18 protein-coding genes and 3 tRNA genes are annotated in these 24,298 nt (G+C 64.7%); 9 read left to right on the top strand and 12 right to left on the bottom strand.

Features of this window, described 5'->3' with window-relative positions; all coding sequences use genetic code 11:
- The first annotated feature begins 246 nt into the window (after positions 1–246).
- The gene (locus tag B2R83_RS13740) at positions 247–1,239 is read left to right on the top strand and encodes a D-2-hydroxyacid dehydrogenase family protein (RefSeq protein ID WP_292042249.1); all 993 of its coding nucleotides are present in this window, start codon (positions 247–249) and stop codon (positions 1,237–1,239) included.
- Between the two features lie 182 nt (positions 1,240–1,421).
- Here the strand turns inward: B2R83_RS13740 and B2R83_RS13745 are convergent, their stop codons facing one another.
- Positions 1,422–2,180: an L-asparaginase gene (locus B2R83_RS13745; RefSeq protein WP_292042251.1), complete on the bottom strand. Its 759-nt coding sequence runs from the start codon at positions 2,178–2,180 to the stop codon at positions 1,422–1,424.
- Between the two features lie 141 nt (positions 2,181–2,321).
- On the opposite strand from B2R83_RS13745, the gene B2R83_RS13750 reads away from it, so the two are divergent.
- Together B2R83_RS13750 and B2R83_RS13755 are read left to right on the top strand one after the other, a co-directional pair.
- On the top strand, positions 2,322–2,807 hold the full coding sequence (locus B2R83_RS13750) for an asparaginase domain-containing protein (RefSeq protein ID WP_292042253.1): 486 nt from the start codon (positions 2,322–2,324) through the stop codon (positions 2,805–2,807).
- Positions 2,808–2,889: 82 nt separating this feature from the next.
- Positions 2,890–4,503, top strand: coding sequence for a catalase (locus B2R83_RS13755; RefSeq protein ID WP_292042256.1), 1,614 nt, complete (start codon positions 2,890–2,892; stop codon positions 4,501–4,503).
- A gap of 169 nt (positions 4,504–4,672) precedes the next feature.
- On the opposite strand, the gene B2R83_RS13760 is transcribed toward B2R83_RS13755, so the two are convergent.
- The 4 genes from B2R83_RS13760 to B2R83_RS13775 form a co-directional block, all read right to left on the bottom strand.
- A complete protein-coding gene (locus B2R83_RS13760; RefSeq protein ID WP_036211683.1) occupies positions 4,673–5,569 on the bottom strand; it encodes a recombination-associated protein RdgC in 897 nt (298 codons plus the stop codon).
- Positions 5,570–5,657: 88 nt separating this feature from the next.
- Positions 5,658–6,749 (bottom strand): DNA polymerase IV, encoded by a 1,092-nt coding sequence (dinB, locus tag B2R83_RS13765; RefSeq protein WP_414674419.1) that lies wholly within the window; start codon positions 6,747–6,749, stop codon positions 5,658–5,660.
- A 171-nt stretch (positions 6,750–6,920) separates the two neighbouring features.
- A complete protein-coding gene (locus B2R83_RS13770) occupies positions 6,921–8,705 on the bottom strand; it encodes a S8 family serine peptidase (RefSeq protein ID WP_292042262.1) in 1,785 nt (594 codons plus the stop codon).
- A gap of 370 nt (positions 8,706–9,075) precedes the next feature.
- On the bottom strand, positions 9,076–10,347 hold the full coding sequence (locus B2R83_RS13775) for a glycerate kinase type-2 family protein (protein WP_292042264.1): 1,272 nt from the start codon (positions 10,345–10,347) through the stop codon (positions 9,076–9,078).
- A gap of 189 nt (positions 10,348–10,536) precedes the next feature.
- On the opposite strand from B2R83_RS13775, the gene B2R83_RS13780 reads away from it, so the two are divergent.
- From B2R83_RS13780 to B2R83_RS13790, 3 genes are all read left to right on the top strand, one after another.
- Positions 10,537–10,612: transfer RNA gene (locus tag B2R83_RS13780), tRNA-Val, on the top strand.
- A gap of 42 nt (positions 10,613–10,654) precedes the next feature.
- Positions 10,655–10,731: transfer RNA gene (locus B2R83_RS13785), tRNA-Asp, on the top strand.
- 66 nt (positions 10,732–10,797) lie between these two features.
- A tRNA-Asp gene (locus tag B2R83_RS13790) sits at positions 10,798–10,874 on the top strand.
- Positions 10,875–11,252: 378 nt separating this feature from the next.
- On the opposite strand, the gene B2R83_RS13795 is transcribed toward B2R83_RS13790, so the two are convergent.
- Positions 11,253–12,407 (bottom strand): GGDEF domain-containing protein, encoded by a 1,155-nt coding sequence (locus tag B2R83_RS13795; RefSeq protein ID WP_292042266.1) that lies wholly within the window; start codon positions 12,405–12,407, stop codon positions 11,253–11,255.
- 238 nt (positions 12,408–12,645) lie between these two features.
- On the opposite strand from B2R83_RS13795, the gene B2R83_RS13800 reads away from it, so the two are divergent.
- On the top strand, positions 12,646–13,131 hold the full coding sequence (locus tag B2R83_RS13800; protein ID WP_027866491.1) for a cyclic nucleotide-binding domain-containing protein: 486 nt from the start codon (positions 12,646–12,648) through the stop codon (positions 13,129–13,131).
- The gene (locus B2R83_RS13805; RefSeq protein WP_292042271.1) at positions 13,128–14,291 is read left to right on the top strand and encodes an AI-2E family transporter; all 1,164 of its coding nucleotides are present in this window, start codon (positions 13,128–13,130) and stop codon (positions 14,289–14,291) included. Before B2R83_RS13800 ends, B2R83_RS13805 begins: the two co-directional genes overlap by 4 nt.
- A 152-nt stretch (positions 14,292–14,443) precedes the next feature.
- On the opposite strand, the gene B2R83_RS13810 is transcribed toward B2R83_RS13805, so the two are convergent.
- The 6 genes from B2R83_RS13810 to B2R83_RS13835 form a co-directional block, all read right to left on the bottom strand.
- A complete protein-coding gene (locus tag B2R83_RS13810; protein ID WP_292042274.1) occupies positions 14,444–16,723 on the bottom strand; it encodes a YgiQ family radical SAM protein in 2,280 nt (759 codons plus the stop codon).
- Positions 16,724–16,906: 183 nt separating this feature from the next.
- Positions 16,907–17,203, bottom strand: coding sequence for a DUF4404 family protein (locus B2R83_RS13815; RefSeq protein WP_027866486.1), 297 nt, complete (start codon positions 17,201–17,203; stop codon positions 16,907–16,909).
- 11 nt (positions 17,204–17,214) lie between these two features.
- On the bottom strand, positions 17,215–17,427 hold the full coding sequence (locus B2R83_RS13820) for a VF530 family DNA-binding protein (RefSeq protein WP_027866485.1): 213 nt from the start codon (positions 17,425–17,427) through the stop codon (positions 17,215–17,217).
- Positions 17,428–17,509: 82 nt separating this feature from the next.
- Positions 17,510–19,645: a M3 family metallopeptidase gene (locus tag B2R83_RS13825; protein ID WP_292042276.1), complete on the bottom strand. Its 2,136-nt coding sequence runs from the start codon at positions 19,643–19,645 to the stop codon at positions 17,510–17,512.
- A gap of 73 nt (positions 19,646–19,718) precedes the next feature.
- The gene (locus B2R83_RS13830; RefSeq protein WP_036211710.1) at positions 19,719–21,830 is read right to left on the bottom strand and encodes a M3 family metallopeptidase; all 2,112 of its coding nucleotides are present in this window, start codon (positions 21,828–21,830) and stop codon (positions 19,719–19,721) included.
- Between the two features lie 96 nt (positions 21,831–21,926).
- A complete protein-coding gene (locus tag B2R83_RS13835; protein WP_292042279.1) occupies positions 21,927–24,065 on the bottom strand; it encodes a M3 family metallopeptidase in 2,139 nt (712 codons plus the stop codon).
- Positions 24,066–24,101: 36 nt separating this feature from the next.
- On the opposite strand from B2R83_RS13835, the gene B2R83_RS13840 reads away from it, so the two are divergent.
- Positions 24,102–24,298: hypothetical protein (locus B2R83_RS13840; protein WP_292042280.1), on the top strand; the 197-nt coding region annotated here is incomplete at its 3' end.

The raw sequence follows: 24,298 nt of genomic DNA on the forward strand, positions 1-24,298 counted from the left end.
AGCGCGGCGTTTACGGCGGTCGTGTCGACGGCCTCATAAGGGGGAAGCCGAAGCGGTGCTGCCGGGTCCGGCACAAGCGTGTCAAACCCTCAAGAATTGGCCGATTGTACACCCGCAAAACCCGATTCACGCTGGGCTACTACAAAAAAGTAGCCAAAAATGACCGAGTAATGTAGTAGGCTATTCGGAGGCTTTTTGGAAGCTGTTATTTCGCTACGTGATCGAACTTATTTGAAAGCAACTTTTATGCGAATAGCTGTTTTGGACGATTATCAGGACGCCGTGCGCGGCCTGCAATGCTTCCGCCTGCTCGATGGACACGAGGTAAAGGTGTTTACGCATGCGGCGCGCGGACTCGGCCAATTGGCCGCGCGGCTGGCGCCCTTCGATGCGCTGGTGCTCATCCGCGAGCGCACCGCCTTCCCTGCCGCGCTACTGGCCCGGCTGCCGAACCTGAAGCTGATTTCACAGACCGGCAAGGTCAGCGGCCATATCGACGTGGCGGCGGCGACCGAACACGGCATTGCGATCGCCGAGGGCATCGGCTCGCCGGTGGCGCCGTCCGAGCTGACCTGGGCCCTGATCATGGCGGCCAGCCGCAAGATCGTGCCCTATGCGAGCAACCTGAAGGACGGCCTGTGGCAAACGGCCTCGATCAATCCGGTGCTCAACGGCCTGGGGCGTTCGCTGCGCGGCCGCACGCTGGCGATCTGGGGCTACGGCAAGATCGGCCAGCTGGTGGCCGGCTATGCGCGCGCCTTCGGCATGCGCGTGCTGGTGTGGGGCAGCGAAGGCAGCCGGCAGAAGGCGCTGGCCGACGGCTTCGAGGCGGCAGCCTCGCGCGAGGCCCTGTTCGCGCAGGCGGACGTGCTCACGCTGCACCTGCGCCTGGGCGAGGCCACGCGCGGCATCGTCAAGGGCGAGGATTTCGCACGCATGAAGCCGGACGCGCTGTTCGTCAACACGAGCCGCGCCGAGCTGGTCGAGGAAGGAGCGCTGGAGCAGGCGCTGCGGGCCGGACAGCCTGGTTATGCGGCGCTGGACGTGTTCGCCAATGAACCGCTCAGGCCCGATTCGCCGCTGCTGCGCATCCCGACGGTGCTGGCCACGCCGCACCTGGGATATGTGGAGCAGGACAGCTACGAAATCTATTTCCAGACCGCGTTCGAGAACCTCGTGCGGTTTGCGGCGGGGCAGCCGGATAATATTTTGAACCCGGAGGCGCTTGGGAAGCGGTGAAGTTAGCGGCTTCGGATGGGAAATTAGGCTCCGGCCTACGCCGGAGCGACGGCTTCCAGACTAACGGAGAATACCAGCAGCGCCATTCGTCACCGTCAGCAATAGCACGTCGCTCCGGCGAAGGCCGGAGCCCAATTCTGCAGCGCAGTGAGAACAAAACCGAGAGCAGCGAGCAGCACCAATCAGCGCAGCTCCGGCTCTCCGGTAATTAGATTCACCTTCCGCACCGGCATCACATGCGTGCCGGTCCACAGCCCCGCCCAACCCGGCGGCCAGCCGATCTGCGGCCCCGCATACGGCTGCAGCCCCGCCCGCACCGGCACCACCGGCACCGGCGGCGCGTCGGTCAGCTTGCCGCCGCTTGGGCGCTCCATGTTCAGGCTGTACATGTACCCAGGCAAGAGCAGCTCGCAGACCTGCGCGAACCAGGCCGTGTGGTCCTCGTCGCGCCCCAGCGCCTGCGCCAGGCCTTGCGGATCGAACTTCGCCAGCGCATGGATCAGTTCGTCCGTGCTCGCGCCCGGCGAATCGCCCCAGCCCATCACGGGATTGTTGTTGTAGTCCGCGCCCGAGCCATACCAGCCTTCGCGCCAGGTGCGCTGCATCCAGTTGCGCGGGCCGGTGAACAGATGCCAGCGCCAGTGCAGGCCGGAAGGTTTGGGCCAGGAGTACAGGTACAGCTTCTGGTAGCCCGCCTCGTGCAGCGCGCGTACCACTTCCATCAGGCGCGCATGCGGCATGCGGTCCGGCGGGGCGCGGCGGAACAGGATCGGCTCGCCATCCGCGTGCTGCACCTCGTCGCTCGACAGATTCAGGTCGAGCGTGCGCTGCTCGCTGCCGAAGCGCGCCGAGATCCAGCCGGTCAGCAGGTTGACGTGGGTGATCACGCCATAGCCTCGATGGCGGTGAAAAATGACGGTGCCCGGTGCGACGGCTTTCATGGGAGTAACTGGGAGAGAAATAGGAAGAAGATGGGTGAGTGTACTCATCCGATCCAGGCGATTCTAGCGCAGTCACAGTCAGATACACTACCGTTTGCGGCTATCATTACCCACCTTTTTTCTGCACGTGGACAAACCAACATGACTTTGCGAATCATCGCCACCGGCGGCACTTTCGATAAACACTACAACGAACTGAACGGCGTGCTCGGCTTTGCCGAAAGCCACCTGCCGGCCGTGATCGCGCGCTCGCGCATGACCATCCCGGTCGAGCTCGAAGTGCTGCCGCTGCTCGATTCGCTCGACATGAAAGACCCGGACCGCCAGCGCGTGCTGGCCTCCTGCCAGGCGGCAAAAGAAAAAGCCATCGTCATCATCCACGGCACCGATACCATGCGCGAAACGGCGGCCGTGCTCGGTGCAGCCAGCCTCGGCCAGACCATCGTGCTGACCGGCGCCATGATCCCCTACGAGATCGCCAACTCGGACGCCCTGTTCAACCTCGGCCTCGCCTGCGGCGTCGCGCAAACGCTGCCGGCCGGCGTCTACGTGGCCATGAACGGCCAGGTGTTCCCATGGGATAACGTCACCAAGAACCGCGCCGCCGGCGTGTTCCAGCAGCTGTAATTCCCACCGGCAGGCGCGCGCTCCCTACGCGCGCGCCTTCCTATACTGCTCTCTCCAAACGAATTTGTCCGAGGAGAGAGCAATGAACGAGCAGCGTCCTATCCTGACCACGCGCCAGGGCCATCCGGTCCGCGATAACCAGTCGCTGCGCTCGGTGGGCGAACGTGGTCCGGCCACGCTCGAGAATTACCAGTTCATCGAAAAGATCACCCACTTCGACCGCGAGCGCATCCCGGAGCGCGTGGTGCATGCGCGCGGCACCGGCGCCCACGGCTACTTCGAGCCCTACGGCACCATCGGCGGCGAGCCGGCCAGCAAGTACACGCGTGCCCGCGTGCTCAACGAACTCGGTGTCCAGACCCCGATCTTCGTGCGCTTCTCGACCGTGATCGGCGCCAAGGAGTCGCCCGAGACGGCGCGCGATCCGCGCGGCTTCGCCATCAAGTTCAAGACCGTGGACGGCAACTGGGACCTGGTGGGCAACAACCTGAAGGTCTTCTTCATCCGCGACGCGATCAAGTTCCCGGACATGATCCACGCCTTCAAGCCCGATCCGGTCACCAACCAGCAGGAGCCGTGGCGCTTCTACGACTTCATCTGCAGCCATCCGGAAGCGCTGCACATGATTACCTGGGTCAAGAGCCCGTGGGGCATCCCGGCCACTTATCGCGAGATGGAAGGCTCGGGCGTGAACACCTACAAGTTCGTCAACGACCAGGGCGTGGCCCACCTGGTGAAGTTCCACTTCCAGCCCAAGCAGGGCGTGCGCAACCTCACGGCGCAACAGGCCGCCGAGATCCAGGCCCACGACACCAGCCATGCCACGCGCGACCTGTACGAGGCGATCGAGCGCGGCGAGTTCCCGGAATGGGAATTCTGCGTGCAGATCATGAGCGACAGCGAGCATCCGGAACTCGACTTCGACCCGCTGGACGACACCAAGCGCTGGCCGGAAGACCAGTTCCCGCTGCTGCCGCTGGGACGCATCGTGCTGAACAAGAACCCGGATAACGTGTTCGCCGAGACCGAGCAGGCGGCCTTCGGCACCGGTGTGCTGGTGGACGGCATCGACTTCTCGGACGACAAGATGCTGCAGGGCCGCACCCTGTCCTATTCCGACACCCAGCGCTACCGGGTGGGCCCGAACTACCTGCAGCTGCCGATCAACCAGCCGCAGGAAGGCGCGGCGGCGCGCACCAACCAGCGCGACGGCCAGATGACCTATTACGTGGACGGCCGCGGCGAGGACAAGCACATCAACTACGAGCCGAGCCTGATGGGCGGCTACAGCGAAGCGCCGAAGCCGGAGAAGGAATACAACCAGTATGTGGAGGGCCACCTGGGCCGCTACCAGACCACCCGCACGATGGACGACTACGCGCAGGCGGGGGCGCGCTACCGCACGTTCGAGGACTGGGAGCGCGACGACCTGGTCAACAACGTGGGTGGCGACCTGAAGAAGTGCCCGGCGCCGATCCAGCTGCGCATGGTGTGGCACCTGTGGCACTGCGACGAGGATTACGGCCGCCGCGTGGCCGAGGTGGCGGGCGTCGACCTGGAACAGGCCAAGGCCTTGCCACCGCTGCCGGGCAAGCCGGCGCCGCACCAGAACCGTTCGGGGCCGACCTACTCGAGCGGCAAGCCGGAACAGGGGGATGAGCCGTCGACCAGCGAGGAGATGGCCGGAGCGAAATAAGCAGTGCATCAGATCATGCACTGTTTGAACGCATGGGCGGGAGACCCGCCCACCCTACGGGTATCGCTGTTCGTAGGGTGGGAGGCTCGTGATCTGGTCCACAGGACCAGATCACCCCACGCGGTGATAGCTAACGCATGCGTACCTGCGCACGCACCGCTAAACGAGATTACGCCTTGGCTTCGCCGCCCAGCGCCTCGACGACGTCCGCCATCAGCTTGGCCAGTTCGCCGGTCATCAGCGTGATGTCGTTGTCGAAGCGCTCATCGTCGCTATAGGTGACCGCTTCGCCTTCCTTGATCACGTCCAGCGGCTTGACGCCCTTGATCGCCAGCGACTCGGTCAGCACGAAGCTGATGCGGTCGTTCCAGGTCATGGCCAGGCGGGTGCACTGCTTGCCGGCGGCGATGTGGCGGCGGATGTCGTCCGGTTCCAGCGTGTGCTTCACGTAGCGCACGGCGGCGCGGCTTTCGCCGGTGGCGCGCAGTTCGGTGTCCTGGTCGATGGTGAAGCCGTAGGGCGCTTCGTCCGCTTCCAGCCAGCCGGTCATCACGGCCACCGGCGAACGCTGCACGCGCAGCGATTCGAGCGGCATGCGGTCCACCGCCTTGAGCAGCAGCTTGATGACGTCGTCCGCCTTCGACGGGCTGGCGGCATCGACCACGAGCCAGCCGTTGACCGGGTCGATCCAGACCCAGACGTTGCTGCGGATCGAGAAGGCGCGCGGCAGCAGTTCGTCGGCCACGCGTTCCTTCAGTTCCTTCATTGCCTTCTTGCCCGGCGGGAAGCCCTGCTGCTCTTCCAGCTCGGCGGCCTTGGCCTTGGCGACCTGGTTGATGACCGAGCTCGGCAGCAGCTTCTTCTCGGTGCCCAGCATCATCAGCATCTGCTTGTTGACGACGTGGACCAGCTTGCCGTTGCCGCGTGGCGAATCCCAGCCCTGGCGCAGCAGTTCATTGCTGCTCGCGGGCGTGAAAGCCTGCGACTGCAGGGCTTCTTCCATCTGTTCGGGGTTGAATGCCCACGGGGCGGGCAGGCGATAAATCTGGAGATTCTTGAACCACATACGCTGTTATCCGATTGTTTCAGTATTTCAAGGGAACGACATTCTACGCTGCTCAGCGGAAATTGCGGCTGGCAGCACGGGGAAAAAATTAATCTGTTGACGAGTCACCAACAGCCTCGACGATCGCGGCCGGCAGCGCGTCGTCGAACAGGCGCAGCTGCTCGACCGTTTCGGTATCGCTCAGGCGCACGCCGACACCCAGCAGGCGCACCGGGCGGCTATGGCGGGCCCAGCCGGTTTCCATCAAGCGCGCGTAGGTCGGGATATGTGGCGCATAGCCAACACACTCGACCGTGGTCTGCTGGAAGTCCGAGAACTTGATCTTCACAAACAGCTTGTTGATGAATTTTTCGGCACCGTTGCGCTTGATGCGGGCCAGCAGGTGCTCGTACAGGTCGGGCAGCAGCCGCAGGCAGGCGTCCAGGTTCGGCACGTCCGGCGTGTAGGTTTCTTCGGTGCTGATCGACTTGCGCTCGCGCGAGGTGTTCACCGCGCGCTCGTCGATGCCGCGGCACAGTTTGTAGAGCCGGTAGCCGAAGCTGCCGAAGTGCTCGGTCAGCCGCTCGATGCTCCAGTGGCGCATGTCGGCGCAGGTCTGCAGGCCGAGCCGGTGCATCTTCTCGGCCGTCACCTTGCCCACGCCGTACAGCTTCTTGACCGGCAGCGCGGCAACAAAAGCATCCACCTCTTCCGGGCGCACCAGGAACAGTCCGTCGGGCTTGTTCCAGTCGCTGGCGATCTTGGCCACGAACTTGTTCGGCGCCACCCCAGCCGAGGCGGTGATGCCGACGGTGTCAAAAATGCGGCGCCGGATCTCCTGCGCGATCAGGGTGGCGCTGCCCTTGCAGTGCGGCGAGTCGCTGACGTCGAGGTAGGCTTCGTCGAGCGAGAGCGGCTCCACCAGTTCGGTGTAGTCGCGGTAGATGTCCATGATCTGGGTTGATGCGATGCGGTATTTTTCCATCGCCGGCGGAATCACCAGGAGCTGGGGGCACAGTTTCATGGCCTGGGCGGTGGCCATGGCCGAATGGATGCCGTAGCGGCGCGCCTCGTAGTTGCAGGTGGCGATCACGCCGCGCTGGTCGGGACGGCCGCCGACCGCGAGCGGACGCCCGCGCAGCGACGGGTCGTCGCGCATCTCGACCGATGCGTAGAAACAGTCGCAATCGCAATGGATGATTTTACGGAGCGGAGAATTCACATGGACGACGGCAGGTGACGGCAGGGCCGACTACTGTTATTCCATACAGTATCCGTTTTTTCTTGCAAGACGTCAAAAAAAGAACGCGCGGCATGCCGCGCGTTCCCGGATGAAGACGGCGCAGGGGAGCGCGCCGCCTCGTCCTGACCCTTACCAGGTAAGCTTCAGGGTGTACTTGCCGCTGGTCGAACCGGTGCCGCCGCTGTAGTACACGACACGCACGTAACGGCTCGCGGTGGTGGTGCCGGTGTTGGCCGAGCTCACGCTGTCGACCGCGCCGGTACCGTTCTCGCTACGGCTGAGCAGGGTACCCGAGCTGTTGTACACGTACAGGTCGTAGTCCGAGGTCGAGTTCGGGGTCATGCTCGCGCTCAGGGTCTTGCCTGCCGGCAGATCGACACGGAAGTAATCCGTATCGGTCGAGCTCGACAACGTGGCGTTCACCGTGGTGCCGCTGGTCGAGACCAGGTTGGCGGTGCCCAGCGTGTTGTTCGACTCGGTCTCGTTGATGACCGTCCCGCTCGGCGGGGTGGTGCCGCCGATCGCCGCATTCACCGCCGCGGTCGCGTCGACGATGCCGGTACCGCAGCCCGAGCAGGTCGCCGGGAAGGCGCGTGCGGTCGACTTCAGCATGCTTTCCACCTGGTCCGGGGTCAGGGTCGACTTGGCCGCGAACATCAGCGCCGCCACGCCGGCCACGTGCGGGGTCGCCATCGAGGTGCCCTGATAGCCTGCGTAGTTGTCCGATCCCGGAGTCGACGAGCCCGAGTTCAGGGTCGAGATCACGCTGTAGCTGCCGTCGCCGCCCGGGGCCGCGACGTCGACCAGGGTGCCGTAGTTCGAGTAGGAAGCACGGCCGCCGGTCTTGCCGGTGGCTGCCACGGCGATGACGCCCGAGCAGTTCGCCGGGCTGGCGTTGCTGACGTTCATATTGTCGTTGCCGGCCGCCACGACCACGACCGAGCCGCGCGAACGGGCGCCGTTGATCGCGGTCTGGGTAGTGGCGTCGCAGGCGCCGCTGCCGCCCAGCGACAGGTTCAGCACCTTCGCCTTGTTGGCGTTGGCCGGCACGCCGGTCACGGTGCCGCCCGAGGACCAGGTGATCGCGTCGGCGATGTCCGAGGTGTAGCCGCCGCACTTGCCGAGCACGCGCACCGGCACCAGCTTGGCGTTGTACGCCACGCCGGCCACGCCCAGGCTGTTGTTGGTCTTGGCGGCAACCGTGCCGGCCACGTGGGTGCCGTGCCAGCTCGAGCCCGATGCCGGCGAGCCGGCGTAGCATTCTCCTGCCGCAACCCAGTCGCCCGGGTCGCTCGCATCGCTGTCGCGGCCGTTGCCGTCGTTGCCGATGGTGGCGCTGCTGATGAAGTCATAGCCGGCCAGGAACTGGCCGCTCAGGTCGGCGTGCGGGCGGTAGCCGGTGTCGATCACGGCCACGACCACCCCTAGGCCGGTCGACTTGTCCCAGGCGGTCGGCAGGCGCAGGCCGCCGGTGGCGTCGGTGTAGTGCCACTGCTGGGCGTAGTACGGGTCGTTGGCGGTCGCCATGTGGGTCATGATGCGGTCCGGCTCGGCGTATTCGATGTCCGGGTCGCGCGCCATCATCTCGGCAGCCAGTTTTTCGACTTCCTGCAGGTGCTTGCGGCCATTGAGCTTGAACACATGGGCGCCGGTCGAGATGGCATGGCTTTCGCTGACCAGCATGCCGAACTCCTGGCCTGCTCGCGCCAGCTTGGCCTTGCGGTCGGCCTTGACTTCGGCGGCGCGGGCCAGGCCCTTGGCTGCGGGCGCCGAGTCCTTGTACTTCACGATGATACGGTCTGTCTCCAGGATGAACTTCTGCTCGGCTGCGCCAGCCGTGGCTGCCACGAACGCGAGCGAGATTGCAGCGCACATCTTCAACATTGCAGGATGAATCGAATGCGATTGCTTCATGTTTCTTCCTTATTGTGTGTTTTCCGTCAAGCGAGGACCCTCGCCTGTGTCATTGATTTCCGGTCATTGCCGGTGCCGTCTGAATGCGGCGAAAAGCAGCGTAATACGAAAGGAAAAGCCTGTGCGTGACAATTGGAGACAATTTCGGCGTATTAACAACACTCCGGCTAACCCATGCTTTAGAAACATGTTTTCTTCGGCGAAACGTTAAAATAGGCAAATATCGTATGCCACAATTGTGTTGACATATCTCAAAAACCTTTCCTTTTAGATAAGGTAAAGGAGCCCATATTGTTTGGGCTTAAAGACAAATAAAAAGGCCGCGCTGGGCGCGGCCTTCCAGTTCAAACCGGTGGAGGTGCCAGGGCAGTTACAGCACGTCGGTTTCGATGACGATGGCGCGAAAGTCGTTGACGTTGGTACGGGTAGGGCCGGTGACGATCAGCTGGCCGAGAGCGGCGAAAAAGCCGTAGCCGTCGTTGTCCGCCAGGTGCGCGCGCGCATCGCGTCCCTGGGAGCGCGCCCGCGCCAGCGTACCGGGCGCGAGCCAGGCGCCGGCATTGTCTTCGGTGCCGTCGATGCCGTCGGTGTCGGCGGCGAGCGCGTGCACGCCCGGCAGGCCGTCGAGGGCGACGCCGAGCGCCAGCAGGAATTCGGCATTGCGCCCGCCCCTGCCCTGGCCGCGCACGGTGACGCTGGTTTCGCCGCCCGAGAGGAGCACGCAGGGCGCGTCCAGCGGCTGGCCATGCTGCACGACCTGGCGCGCAATGCTGGCATGCACCAGCGCCACCTCGCGCGCCTCCCCTTCCATGCTCGACGACAGGATCAGCGGCGCATAACCGGCCGCGCGCGCGGCGCTTGCCGCGGCATCGAGCGATTGCTGGGCGGTGACGATGACATGGGTGGCGTTGCGCGCCAGGCGCGGATCGCCCGGCAGCGGCGCCGCCAGTTGCGCATCCATCAGCACCGTGCGCACGGCGCCTGATACAGGAATCCGGTACTTCTCGAGGATGGCGAGCGCGTCCAGGCCGGTGCTGCCGTCGGGCACGGTAGGACCCGAGGCCACCACGGCCGGATCGTCACCCGGCACGTCCGACACCACCAGGGTCACCACGCGCGCCGGGTAGCAGGCCAGCGCCAGCCGTCCGCCCTTGATGGCGGACAGGTGCCGGCGCACGCGATTGATCTCGCCGATCGGCGCACCACAGCGCAGCAGCTCCCGGTTCAGCGTGCGCTTTTCCTCGAAGCTGATGCCGGGCGCGGGCAGCGACATCAGTGCGGAGCCGCCGCCGGACACCAGGCACAGCACCAGGTCATCCGGCCCCAGCCCGGCGGCGGCTTCCAGCATGCGGCGGGCCGCGTCCTCGCCGGCTGCGTCCGGCACCGGGTGGCCGGCTTCGATGACCTCGATGTGGCGGGTCGGCGCGCCGTGGCCGTAGCGCGTGACCACCAGTCCCTCAAGCGGTCCCTGCCAGTGGCGCTCGACCGCCTCGGCCATGCGCGCGGCCGCCTTGCCGGCGCCGAGCACCAGGGTGCGCCCCTTGGGCGGCGGCGGCAGGTGCGGCGCGACCAGGTGGTAGGGATCGGCGGCAGCCATGGCGGCGTCGAACAGGTGCTGCAACAAGGGGTGGGCGGTGGGCATGGCGGTTCTCATCGGAGCGAAGCATGATATTTACACAAAAGCGCCGGGATCGTGAAAATGGCGCCCATCCTCCAGAAGTTGTCGATTTTTTTCGAAAAGCCTTGCACACCTTGAATTCCAGCCTCTATAATTCGGGCCTCTTCGGACGCAATGACAAGCGTCAGACAGAAACCTCTGAATAGAGAAGCCGGGCGCTTAGCTCAGTTGGTAGAGCGGATCCCTTACAAGGATTAGGTCGGGAGTTCGAGCCTCTCAGCGCCCACCAAGCACATTCAGCAGGTTGATCGAAGTACTGATCAGAGTAAACGGAGCGGTAGTTCAGTTGGTTAGAATACCGGCCTGTCACGCCGGGGGTCGCGGGTTCGAGCCCCGTCCGCTCCGCCAGCATCAAGGGAAAAGGTCTGATTCGTCGGACCTTTTCTTTTTCAAAGTGACGAAGAAGAATAAAACGGAGCGGTAGTTCAGTTGGTTAGAATACCGGCCTGTCACGCCGGGGGTCGCGGGTTCGAGCCCCGTCCGCTCCGCCAGCTTAAGAAGAAGGGTCCGAGAAGTCGGACCCTTTTTTCGTTCAGCGATAGGAGCATTCGTCCCTGCGGACGAATGCGGGCCGTGGGCTCGAAGGGATTGCCTTGCAAGGCAATCCGCGGCCCGCGGCACGTGGGCGAGCCCCGTCCGCTCCGCCAGCTTAAGAAGAAGGGTCCGAGAAGTCGGACCTTTTTTCGTTCAGCGATAGGAGCATTCGTCCCTGCGGACGAATGCGGGCCGTGGGCTCGAAGGGATTGCCTTGCAAGGCAATCGGCCCGCGGCACGTGGGCGAGCCCGGTCCGCTTTGAGCACCTCAAAGAAAATGGTCCGCCAACGCGGACCATTTTTTTTTGCACTCTAGTCTTCTCAGGCGCGTCTTCTCAAGCCCTCCGCTGCTGCGGCCTCCCCGCTTCAACCCGATCCCGCCCCCCGCTCTTCGCCGCATACAGCGCATGGTCCGCCCGTGCCAGCGCCATCCCCAGCGTCTCGTTCGGATCGAGCACGACAACGCCGATACTTACCGTCATCGTATAGTTGCTGCCGCTGGTGATCACGACCGCCTCGCGCACCGCCTGGCGCAGGCGTTCGGCGGCGGCCAGCGCACTGGCCAGTTCGGTGCCCGGCAGTACCATCGCGAACTCCTCGCCACCGAGGCGACCGATGGTCTCGTGCGCGCGCAGGGTCGCGCGCGCGGTGCAGGCGAACACGTTCAGGGCCTCGTCGCCGGTGGCATGGCCGAAACGGTCGTTGATCTGCTTGAAGTGGTCGATGTCCATCATCGCCAGCGCCAGCGGCTGGCGCTGGCGCAGCGCAGCCTGGCGTGCGTTCTCGGCACGCTCGAGGAAGGCGTGGCGGTTCGGCAGGCCGGTGAGGCTGTCGGTCGTAGCCAGGCGCGCCATCTCGGCATCGTCCTTTTCCTTGCACAACAGCAGAAAGCCGAAACCGTTCACGATCATCAGGAGATAGCCGGCCAGGTAAGCCGACTCCTGCGCGGCACGCTGGCCCAGCGGGGCGTCGCTGCCCAGGCAGTTGGCGGCCCATAAGGCGACCGAGACCGCGAACACCGCGTCATTGACGCCGATGATCCGTTGCAGCAGGGTGGCGCGGCGCCGCGGACGCAGCAGGATCCAGGCCATCGCCGCCGAGAACAGCGCGAGGACGCCGGCGACCAGCGCGGTGAGATAGGGCACGGGTGCGCCCGCGCTGCCGGCCGCCAGCACGATGGCCAGGGCCAGCGCCGACATCGGCGGCAGCACGCGCTGCCAGCGCTCGAGCCCGAAGAAGATGCAGTAGGCGGCCACTTCCAGCGAGATCGCGAGGACCCAGCCGGCGCCCTCGATGCCATTGAGCATGGGCACGTCGAAATAGACACGGCACCAGCCCAGCAGCTGGCACACGCCCATGCCGAAACGCGCCCACATCCACAGGCGCAATCCCGGACTGGGCGCGGCGCCATGCGTATAGCCCGCCATGAGAACGGCAAACGCGATGTTGCCGACGCCTAGCGCCAGCAGGAAGGAATGAATGTCGAGCACCGCTGATCCCATGGGTGGGTTGACCTCACCACAATCATGTTCATCTATTAATATATGTTTCCGCAAAGAACTATATTACACGCTTTCCCTGCTGTAGGTCCGCACAATTGAATAGACATGTGCAGAGCGCAACACTTTCAGTTGGGACATATGCGGGTCACAGCTTTTTTGATGCGCAGCAGCACCCGATAGCGGATAATCATCCGACAACATACCAACGCACCATGCTGGAGCAATCGTGATTTTCGGTTTCCTCAAGTCGCCCAAGATGTCGCCGCGCCTGCACCGCCTGAAGAACCTGGCGCTGTTCTCGGCATTGACGCCGCTGGAACTGGAAATCGTCGACGGCCTGCTGCACGAGCGCCGCTACCTCACCGACGAGATCGTTTTCGACGAGGGCGAGGAAGGCCAGGCGCTGTACCTGATCATGAGCGGTCGGGTCCTCATCAGCAAGCTCCATGAGGGCAGCAACCAGGTGGTGGCCGAGCTCGGGCCTGGCAGCTTCTTCGGCGACCTGGCCCTGCTCGACAACTCCCCGCGCAATGCCCAGGCACGCGCCGTCGAGCCCTGCGAGATGGCGGTGTTCTTCCGCGCCGACTTCCTCGGGCTGCTGGAGACCGACGCCGTGATCGGCTACAAGATCTCGCTGGCGCTGGCACGCCACATCGGCCTGCGCCTTCGCGAATGGATGGGCACCGGCCGTCCCCAGCTGGAAGCCCTATGAACCGCAGCGAGCGCGCCGGGCCGGTCGTCTGGACCGGGATCATCGCCGCCACCTGCGTGCTGCTGCTGGTGGTGCAGCAGATGCTGTGGCTGGCCCTGCCCTTCCTGTTCGGCGGGGTGCTGCACTACATCCTGATCGGGCCGATGCAGCGCCTGGTGCGCGGCGGCTACGGCCGCAATGCCGCGGCGATGCTGGTCTGCCTGGGCTTCTTCGCCTTCCTGACGCTGGCCCTGACCGCGGCTTTCTCGTGGAGCCGCGGGCCGGAAGAAGAATCGTGGGAACAGACGGTCGGTCTCTACCTCGACGGCGGGATCGCCTTCGTGCACAACACCATGACCCTGCTCGAGAAGCGCTTCCCGCTGCTGGCCGAGATGCGCCTGACCTCGACCGTGAACGGCATCTTCCGCGCCCATACCGACAACTTCGCCGAAAAGCACCTGGGCGAGATCCTGGTCGCGCTCGCGACCTGGGTGCCCTCGCTGCTGCTGGCACCCTTCCTCGCCTTCTTCTTCCTGCGCGACGGCCTGCGCTTCAAGAAATTCCTGGCGCGCGCGGTGCCGAACGCCTATTTCGAGCGTGCCTTGTACCTGCTGCACGAAGTCGACCAGACCGCGCGCCGCTATTTCGAGGGCCTGCTCAAGCTGACCGTGCTCGACACGGCGGTGCTGGCGCTGGGCCTGTGGACCATCGGCGTGTCCTCGCCGCTGCTGCTGGGCCTGTTCTGCGCGGTGCTGGCCTGGGTGCCTTTCGTGGGCTCGGTGGTCGGCTGCGTGCTGGTGGTGATCGTCGCCTCGACCGATGCGCCCAGCAATCCCTTCATCGCCTACGGCGCGATCGGCGTGTTCGTGCTGGTGCGCCTGCTGGACGACTTCGTGTTCATGCCGCTGACCCTCGGGCGCAGCATCCGCGTCCATCCCCTGGTGACGGTCTTGATGATCTTCATCGGCGGCGCGCTGGCCGGCGTGGTGGGACTGATGCTGGTGCTGCCGCTGCTGGGCGTGGTGATGGTGGTGGGCGAGACGCTGGGACGCCTCGTCACCAATCCGCGCCTGCGCGCCCGGCACCGCTATGCGCGCACCCTGCGCACGCGCCAGGCCAGCATCGACCTGGATGTCGCCCATGAGCGGCGCGCACGCACGGTGCCGGGTTTGGAAAGCTAGTGCATCTGGATTCTACACTGGGGGTCAGGTCTGACATTTGGACACGAACTCGAGTATTACTTGCTTGTATTGCTCAGTCCGTGTCCAAATGTCAGACCTGACCCCATAAAAAAACCGGAGACCAGCTCCGGTTCTTGTGCAGGCAAAGCGGCTTATTTACGCGCCGCTTTCGGCTTCGTCTTGATCGTATCCAGGATCGAGGGGCGAGCCTTGGACGATGCTGCTACGGCCGCGGCCGGCGCACGTTCGACGCGTACCTGCACCTTGTCGCGTCCGGCACGCGCCGGGCCCGGACCACGCTTGCCGACCTCGCGCTCGCTCACCGGCGTGCCGCCCGGCACCATGCGTTTGCGGTCCCAGTCCGGCGCCGGCTCGGCGCCTGGCGGCGGCACCAGGTGGCGCTCGCCCGTGCCGATCAGGTCGCCACGGCCCATGCGTTTCAGGCCCTCGCGCAGGACCGGCCAGTTCTCCGGATCGTAGTAGCGCAGGAAGGCCTTGTGCAGCTTGCGGGTCTTGCCGCTCTTGGCGGTTTCGACGACTTCCGAATCTTCCGTCACCTTCGCCAGCGGGTTCTTGCCCGAGTGGTACATGGTGGTAGCCATCGCCATCGGCGTCGGCGTGAAGGTCTGCACCTGGTCGAGCCTGAAGTTGTTCTTCTTCAGCCACAAGGCCAGGTTCAGCATGTCCTCGTCGGTCGAGCCCGGGTGAGCCGCGATAAAGTAGGGAATCAGGTACTGCTTCTTGCCGGCCTCGATCGAGTACTTGTCGAACAGGCGCTTGAACTCGTCGTAGGCGCCGATGCCCGGCTTCATCATCTTCGAGAGCGTGCCCTGCTCGGTGTGCTCGGGCGCGATCTTCAGCAGGCCGCCCACGTGGTGGGTGACCAGTTCCTTGACGTACTCGGGCGAACGCACGGCCAGGTCGTAGCGCAGGCCGGAGCCGATCAGGATCTTCTTGATCCCGGGAATGGCACGCGCCTTGCGGTACAGCGAGATCAGCTTGCTGTGGTCGGTGCCAAGGTTGCTGCAGATGGTCGGGTAGACGCACGACAGGCGGCGGCAGGATTCCTCGATTTTCTTGTCCTTGCAGGCCAGGCGGTACATGTTGGCGGTTGGACCGCCCAGGTCGGTGATGGTGCCGGCAAAGTTCTTGGTGGTGTCGCGGATCAGCTCGATCTCGCGCAGGATCGAGGGTTCCGAACGGCTCTGGATGATGCGGCCTTCGTGCTCGGTGATCGAGCAGAAGGTGCAGCCGCCGAAGCAGCCGCGCATGATGTTCACCGAATAGCGGATCATCTCCCAGGCCGGGATGTGGGCCTTGCCGTAGCTCGGGTGCGGGGCGCGCGCGTACGGCAGGTCGTAGACGTTGTCCATCTCGTCCATGGCCAGCGGCAGCGGCGGGGCGTTGAGCCAGACGTCGCGGTCGCTGTGCTGCTGCACCAGCGCACGCGCATTGCCCGGGTTCGACTCGAGGTGGAACACGCGCGAGGCGTGCGCGTACATCACCGGGTCTTCGCTGACTGTCTCGAAACTCGGCAGGCGCACCACGGTCTTCTGGGCCTTTGCGCGGGCGGCGGCCTGGCGCTCTTCGCGCGTCATGATCACCACCGGTTTCACCACCGGCTCGGGCTGCGCGTTTTCGGTGGCGCAGGCCTTGGTGTCTTCCTGGGCCATCGCGTAGGGGTTCGGGTGCGCGTCGACGCGGCCCGGCACGTCGACGCGGGTCGAGTTGTGCACGCTCCACTCTTCGTCCGGCAGCCAGCCGTGCGGCACCAGGAAGGCGGTGCCGCGCAGGTCGCGGATGTTCTTGATGTTCTCGCCCGCGGCGATGCGGCGGGTGACGTCCACCAGCGCGCGTTCGGCATTGCCGAAGATGAGCAGGTCGGCCTTCGACTCGAACAGCACCGAGCGGCGCACCTTGTCCGACCAGTAGTCGTAGTGGGCGATGCGACGCAGCGAGGCCTCGATGCTGCCGGCGATCACCGGCACGCCCGGGAAGGCTTCGCGGGCGCGCTGGCAGTACACCGTGACGGCGCGGTCGGGGCGCTTGTTCGGCTCGGCGTTCGGGGTATAGGCGTCGTCGGAACGGATCTTGCGGTCGGCCGTGTAGCGGTTGACCATCGAGTCCATGTTGCCGGCGGTAATGCCCCAGTAAAGGTTCGGCTTGCCGAGCGCGCGGAAGGGCTCGACCGAGGTCCAGTCCGGCTGGCTGATGATGCCGACGCGATAGCCCTGCGCTTCCAGCAGGCGGCCGACCAGCGCCATCCCGAAGCTCGGGTGGTCGATGTAGGCGTCTCCGGTGACCAGGATGATGTCGCACGAATCCCACCCGAGCTTGTCCATTTCGGCACGGGACATCGGGAGGAAAGGCGCGACGGGAGCGCGGCTGGAGCGCTTCGGGACGCTCGCGAAAAGGTTTACTGGGGAGTTCATTGGCCGGTATTGTACCGGAAAACCATTTTTGGGTCTCCCACATCCCCCAAAAATGGCTTACTTATCAATGAGTTGCAGTAGAGCGCCTAACAATTCCCCCGATGGCTGCGTTGCATCGTCTCGCCGTACTAGCGTACTGTCTTCGACGATGCGCCTTGCCCTCGGGGTTTTGTTAGCCGCTCTTTAGATACCCATATTGGACAGCATATTGCCGAGCTGGCGCAGGCCGGCCGAGAAGGTCGGGTGGTTCGCATCGAAGCGGGCCGCCAGTTCCTGGGTACGGGAAGACAGGCCGTAGGTGTTCTCGTCGAGCTCGTTCTCGGCATGGCGCGCCAGGGCGCGGTCGATGTCGCCGTCGAGCTGGCGCAGCAGGGTTTCCAGCTCGGGATCGACGTTATCGGTTTCCTGCAAATGGCGGTGCAAGGCTTTCAGGTGCGCCTTCAGGTTCGCATCGCGTTCGTGTTCGTTCTCGTTCAGCATTGTCGCTCTCGCTAGTTGGTGAAGCGGGTCTCGAGGTACAGCGCCTCGACCTGCTCGCGCGCCCATGGGGTGCGACGCAAAAACTTCAGGCTCGACTTGATGCTCGGGTCTTTCTGGAAGCAATTGATGTCGATCCGGCGGCCGAGTCCCTCCCAGCCGTAGTGCTCGACGAGGCGGGTTAACAGGGATTCTAAAGTAATACCGTGGAGGGATTGAACACTCATCGCTGGGGGGATTTGCTGTTGAAGGGAATTGCGGGAGTGTATACAAGCGCCGGCCGCATTGCACGGCCGGCGCGAAACCTGCTTATTCCCCCGTCAGGCCGCGGCGCTCCAGCAGCGGACGCACCTGCGCATCACGCCCGCTGAAGTTGCGGTACATCTGCATCGCATCGATGGTGCCGCCGCGCGACAGCAGGGTCTTGCGGAAGTGGTCGCCGTTCTTGCGGGTCAGGCCGCCGTTCTCCTTGAACCAGTTGACGGTGTCCGCGTCCAGCTTCTCGGCCCACAGGTAGCCGTAGTAGCCGGCCGAGTAGCCGCCGGAGAAGGTGTGCGAGAAGTAGGTGGTGCGGTAGCGCGGCGGCACCAGCGCGAAGTCCACGCCCGCTTTCTTCAGCGCGTCAGCCTCGAAGGCCAGCACGTCGGTCGGGATCTGGTTCGGCGACAGCTGGTGCCAGGCCTGGTCCAGCAGCGCCGCGGCCAGGTACTCGGTGGTGCGGAACCCTTCGTTGAACTGCTGCGAAGCCTGCACCTTGTCCAGCAGCTCCTTCGGCATCGGCGCGCCGGTCTGGTAGTGCTTGGCATAGTTCGCCAGCACTTCCGGCCAGGTCATCCACATCTCGTTCACCTGCGACGGAAACTCGACGTAGTCGCGCGGCACGCGCGAGCCCGAGAAGCGCGGGTACTTCACGTCCGAGAACATGCCATGCAGGGCGTGGCCGAATTCGTGGAAGGTGGTGCGCACTTCGTCGTAGGTCAGCAGGGTCGGCTCGCCGGCGGCCGGCTTGGCGATGTTCAGGTTGTTCGCGATGACCGGCTTGGTGCCCATCAGCTTGCTCTGCGGGACCCAGGCATTGGCCCAGGCGCCGCCGCGCTTGTTCGGGCGCGCGTAGGGGTCGAAGGTGAAGATCGCCAGCTGCTTGCCGTCGTGGTCGAACACGTCGAACACGCGCACGTCCTCGTTGTAGGCCGGCAGGTCCTTGCGCTCCTTGAAGCTGATGCCGAATTCCTTGTTGGCGGCGAAGAACACGCCATCCACCAGCACGCGGTTCAGCTCGAAGTAGGGCTTGAGCTGGTTGCCGTCGAAGGCGTACTTGGCGGCGCGCACCTTGTCGCTGTAGAAGGCCCAGTCGTGCGCGGCGGCCTGGAAGCCGCCCTTCTCGCCTTCTTCCTTGTTAATCGCCTGCTGGATCTCGGCTGCTTCCTTGCGCGCGTTGTTCACGGCCGGCTTGGCGAATTCGGCCAGCAGCTGGTTCACCGCCTTGGTGTCCTTGGCGGTCTGGTCGGCCAGGTTGTAGGCCGCGTGGTTCGGGTAGCCCAGCAGCGCAGCGCGCTGGGCGCGCAGCTTGGCGATCTTCAGCACGACGTCGCGGTTGTCGAATTCGCCGCCGCGCGAGCCGCGCGCCAGCGAAGCCGCCAGCAGCTTCTCGCGGGTGGCGCGGTTGGTCAGCACCGACAGGCCTGCCTGCTGGGTGGTGTTCACGACCGGGATCACGAACTTGCCGTCCAGGCCGCGCTTCTTCGCTTCCGCGGCGGCGGCGTCGATCGCCTTGTCGGACATGCCGGCCAGTTCGGCGCGGCTGTCCACCACCAGGGCCGAGGCATTCGCTTCCTTCAGCACGTTCTGGGCGAACTGGGTCGACAGCCCGGCCAGCTGGCCGTTCATCTCTTTCAGTTTCTGCTTGTCGGCGTCGGACAGCTGGGCGCCGGCGCGCACGAAGTCGGTGTGGTAGCGCTCGATCAGGTACTGGCCCTCGGCGTCCAGGCCCAGCTTGCTGCGCTTGTCGTACAGCGTCTTGATGCGAGCGTACAGCTTCGAGTTCAGGCGGATCGCGTCGTTATGGGCCGACAGCTTCGGTGCCAGTTCCTTGTCCAGGGCCTGCAGCGCGTCGTTGGTGTACGAACCCTTCAGGGTGCCGAAGGCGGCGCCGACACGGTTCATCAGCTGGCCCGAACGCTCCATCGCGACGATGGTGTTTTCAAAGGTCGGTGCTGCCTTGTTGTTGGCGATCGTCTCGATTTCCAGCGCTTCCTGGCGCATCGCTTCGGCAAAGGCCGGGGCGAAGTGCTCGTTGCTGATCTTGTCCCATGCCGGGTAGTTGAACGGCAGGGTGCTCGGCTTGGCGAAGGGGTTCGAGGCTTCGAGCATCGAAGCCGGGGCGGCGTAGGCCATGCTGGCGGCGGCGCTGGCGGCGGCGACCAGCAGGATGTGTGGACGGATCATGGTGTCCTCGTTATGGTTTTAGTTAAAGGATGCTGCAATCAAAAAGCCGGCGCGAGCGCCGGCTTCATCGACATCAGTTCAGGCCACGGCGCTCGAGCAGCGGCTCGATGACCGGATCGCGGCCGCGGAAGTCGCGGTACATCTGCACCGCATCCATGGTGCCGCCTTTCGACAGCACCATCTTGCGGAAGCGGTCGCCGTTCTTGCGCTGCAGGCCGCCGTTTTCCTTGAACCACTCGCCGGCGTCGGCGTCCAGGCGCTCGGCCCACAGGTAGCTGTAGTAGCCGGCCGAGTAGCCGCCCGAGAAGGCGTGCGAGAAGTAGGTCGAGCTGTAGCGCGGCGGGACCGGCGCGAAGTCCAGGCCCGCGTCACGCAGTGCCTGCTCTTCGAAGGATTTCACGTCCGTCGGGATGGCCTTCGAGCCGAGCTGGTGCCAGCGCTGGTCGATCACCGCGGCGGCCAGGTACTCGGTGGTGCGGTAGCCTTCGTTGAATTTCTGCGAGGCGCGCAGCTTGTCCAGCAGTTCCTTCGGCATCGGTTCGCCGGTCTGGTAGTGCTTGGCGTAGTTGGCCAGCACTTCCGGCCAGGCCATCCACATCTCGTAGACCTGCGACGGCAGCTCGACGTAGTCGCGCGGCACGCTGGTGCCCGAGAAGCGCGGGTACTTCACCTTCGAGAACCAGCCGTGGGTGCCGTGGCCGAATTCGTGGAAGGTGGTGCGCACTTCGTCCCAGGTGAGCAGGGTCGGCTCGCCCGGCGCCGGCTTGGCCAGGTTCAGGTTGTTGGTGATAACCGGCTTGTTGCCCAGCAGGGTGCTCTGACTGACCAGGGCGCCCATCCAGGCGCCGCCGCGCTTGTTCGAGCGCGCGTACGGGTCGAGCACGAAGATCGCCAGGTGCTCGCCGTTCTCTTCGAACACGTCGTACACGCGCACGTCGGCGTCATACACCGGCAGGTCCTTGCGCTGCTTGAAGGTGATGCCCCACAGCTTGTTGGCGGCGAAGAAGGCGCCGTCGTTCAGCACGCGGTCGAGTTCGAAGTAAGGCTTGAGCTGGTTGGCATCGAAGGCGTACTTGGCGGCGCGCACCTTGTCGCTGTAGTAGTTCCAGTCGTAGGCCGCGACCTTGAAGCCGCCCTTTTCCGCATCGATGACTTCCTGGATCTCGGCGGCTTCCTTCTTGGCGTTGCGCACGGCCGGCGCGGCCAGGTCGGACAGCAGCTTGTTGACGGCGGTGGTGTCCTTGGCGGTCTGGTCTTCCAGCGAGTAGGCGGCGTGGCTGCTGTAGCCCAGCAGCTCGGCGCGCTCGGCGCGCAGCTTGGCCAGCTGCAGCACGATGTCGCGGTTGTCGAATTCGCCGCCGCGCGAACCGCGCACGGTCGAGATCGACAGCAGCTTCTCGCGGGTGCCGCGCACGTTCAGCGTCGACAGCGGGCCCTGCTGGGTGGTGTTCACGACCGGGATCACGAACTTGCCGTCCAGGCCGCGCTTCTTCGCTTCGGCGGCGGCGGCGTCGATCGCCTTGGCCGGCAGGCCGGCCAGCTCTTCGCGGGTGTCGACCACGAAGGCCGAGGCGTTCACTTCCTTCAGCACGTTCTGGCTGAACTGGGTCTGCAGGGCGGCCAGCTTGCCGTTGTACTCGCGCAGCTTCTGCTTGTCGGCATCCGACAGCTTGGCGCCGGCGCGCACGAAGTCCTTGTGGTAGCGCTCGATCAGGTATTTGGATTCGGCGTCCAGGCCCAGCTTGTCGCGCTTGGCGTACAGGGTCTGGATGCGCTGGAACAGTTTCGGGTTCAGGCGGATGGCGTCGCCGTGGGCGGCCAGTTTCGGCGCCAGCTCCTTGTCCAGGGCCTGCAGGCTGTCGTTGGTGTAGGAACCGACCAGGGTGCCGAACACGGTCGACACGCGGTTCAGCAGACGGCCCGAACGCTCCATCGCGACGATGGTGTTCTCGAAGGTCGGCGCAGCCTTGTTGTTGGCGATCGCTTCGACTTCGGCAGCCTGTTCGCGCATGCCTTCGGCGAAGGCCGGGGCAAAGTGCTCGTTCTTGATCTTGTCGAAGGCCGGGTAGCCGTACTGGAGGGTGCTCGGCTTGGCGAACGGGTTGGTCGCGTCGAGCGGCGCGGCATAGGCCAGGTTGGCCATCGCGACGCTGGCCGCGATCAGGAGCATACGGGGACGATTCATGGTGTCTCGGATGGTGATTGAACTACGTTGGAACACGCCTGCCTTTCGCCGCCGGGCTTGTGGCCCGGCGGCGAAAGGCGCAGCGCAGGAAAAGATTTAATTACCGGTCAGGCCCCGGCGTTCCAGCAAAGGCTCGATGACCGGATCGCGGCCACGGAACTGACGGAACAGGTCCATCGCATCGGCGCTGCCGCCACGCGACAGCAGGGTCTTGCGGAAGTGGTCGCCGTTCTTGCGCGACAGGCCGCCGCTCTCGGTGAACCACTGCACGGTGTCGGCGTCGAGCTTTTCGCTCCACAGGTAGGCGTAGTAGCCGGCCGAATAGCCGCCGTTCATCGAGTGCGAGAAATAGGTCGTGCGGTAGCGCGGCGGCACCGGCGCGAAGTCGACGCCCGCGTCCTTCAATGCCTTGGCCTCGAAGGCCAGCACGTCGCTCGGGACCTGGGACGGCTTGAGCTGGTGCCAGCGCTGGTCGAGCAGCGAGGCGGCCAGGTATTCGGTGGTCATGTAGCCCTGGTTGAACTTTTTAGAAGCGACCACCTTGTCCAGCAGCTCTTTCGGCATCGGCGCGCCGGTCTGGTGGTGCTTCGCATAATTGGCCAGCACTTCCGGCCAGATCGCCCACATCTCGTTGACCTGCGACGGGTACTCGACGAAGTCGCGCGGCACGTTGGTGCCCGAGAAGTGCGGATACTTCACGTCCGAGAACATGCCGTGCAGCGCGTGGCCGAACTCGTGGAAGGCGGTGCGCACCTCGTCATAGGTCAGCAGGGTAGGCAGGCCGGCGGGCGGTTTCGGGATGTTCAGGTGGTTGCCGACCACCGGCTTCTTGCCCAGCAGGTGAGATTGCGACACGTATTCGTTCATCCAGGCGCCGCCCTGCTTGTTGCCGCGCGCGTAGGGGTCGAACAGGAAGATCGCCAGCTGCTTGCCGTCGTGGTCGAACACGTCGAACACGCGCACGTCCGGATCGTAGACCGGCAGGTCCTTGCGTTCCTTGAAGGTGATGCCGTATTCCTTGGTGGCGGCGAAGAACACGCCGTCCACCAGCACGCGGTTCAGCTCGAAGTAAGGGCGCAGCTGGTTCTCGTCGAAGTTGTACTTCGCGGCGCGCACCTTGTCCTGGTACAGCGGCCAGTCCCAGGAGGCGAGCTTGAAGCCACCTTTTTCGCCGTGCTCCCTGTTAATCACCTTCTGGATTTCAGACGCTTCCTTGCGCGCGTTATTGACTGCCGGCTTGGCCAGCTCGGCCAGCAGCCGGTTGACGGCAGCCGGATTCTTGGCGGTTTCCAGTTCCTGCGAATAGGCCGCGTAGTTCGGGTAGCCCAGCAGCGCGGCGCGCTCGGCGCGCAGCTTGACCAGGCGCAGCACCAGCTGGCGGGTATCGAACTCGCCGCCGCGGCTGCCGCGGTTCAGCGAGGCCGCCATCAGGCGCTCGCGGGTCTTGCGGTCGGTAAGCGTCGCCAGCGGCGGCTGGCTGCTGGTGTTGACGATGGCGATCGCGTACTTGCCCTTCAGGCCACGCTTTTCGGCCTCGCTTGCCGCGGCATTGATCTCGGCGTCGGAGAAACCGGCCAGTTCGCCGCGGGTGTCCACGATCAGCGCCGAGGCATTGGCTTCCTTCAGCACGCGCTGCGAGAAGTCCGACTGCAGCGAGGCGATCTCGGCGTTGTATTTCTTGAGCTTGTCCTTGTCGGCGGCGGACAGGTTGGCGCCCGCGCGCACGAATTCCTTGTACACGCGCTCCAGCAGATGCTTCGATTCGGCGTCCAGGCCCAGGGTGGCGCGCTTGGCGTGCAGGGTCTTCACGCGCTGGAACAGGGCCGGGTTCAGGTAGATCGCGTCGTTGTGCGCGGCCAGCTTGGGCGACATTTCGCGGTCGACCGCGTCCAGCACGTCGTTGGTGTTGGCCGTCTGCAGGTTCGAGAACACGGCGGCCACGCGCGCCAGCATCTGGCCGGCACGCTCCATGGCGACGATGGTGTTCTCAAAAGTAGGCGCCGCCTTGTCCCTGGCGATGGCGTCGATCTCGCGCAGGTGTTCGGCCATGCCGGCGGCGTAGGCCGGCAGGAAGTGCTCGTTCTTGATCTTGTCGAAGGCCGGGTAATTCAGCGGCAGGCTGCTGGGCTGGGCGAACGGGTTGGCGGCGTCGAGGGCAGGCGCTGCCGGTGCAGCCACTGCGGCGTGCGCGAGCGCGAGGCTGGCGGCAACGATGAACAGGTGTGGTCGGTTCATGCGATCTTTCGGACTCTTTTGAAGGAGCTGCCGGGAGTGCTCGACAGCCGTTGCGCGACGATCATAGCAGGCTTATACGCACGTCGTCACAATAAAAAAGGTATGTATGGCACATGTATCGGCCATGTATCGGCATGTATCGGCCATGTATCAATTCTGGCCGTGCTAGCATCCGTTTTCACCATGGAATCCCTCACCCAACGCTCCTACGACGCCATCGTCGTCGGCACCGG

The sequence above is a fragment of the Massilia sp. UBA6681 genome (genome assembly GCF_002454935.1).
GTDB classification, from domain to species: Bacteria; Pseudomonadota; Gammaproteobacteria; order Burkholderiales; family Burkholderiaceae_D; genus Telluria; species Telluria varians.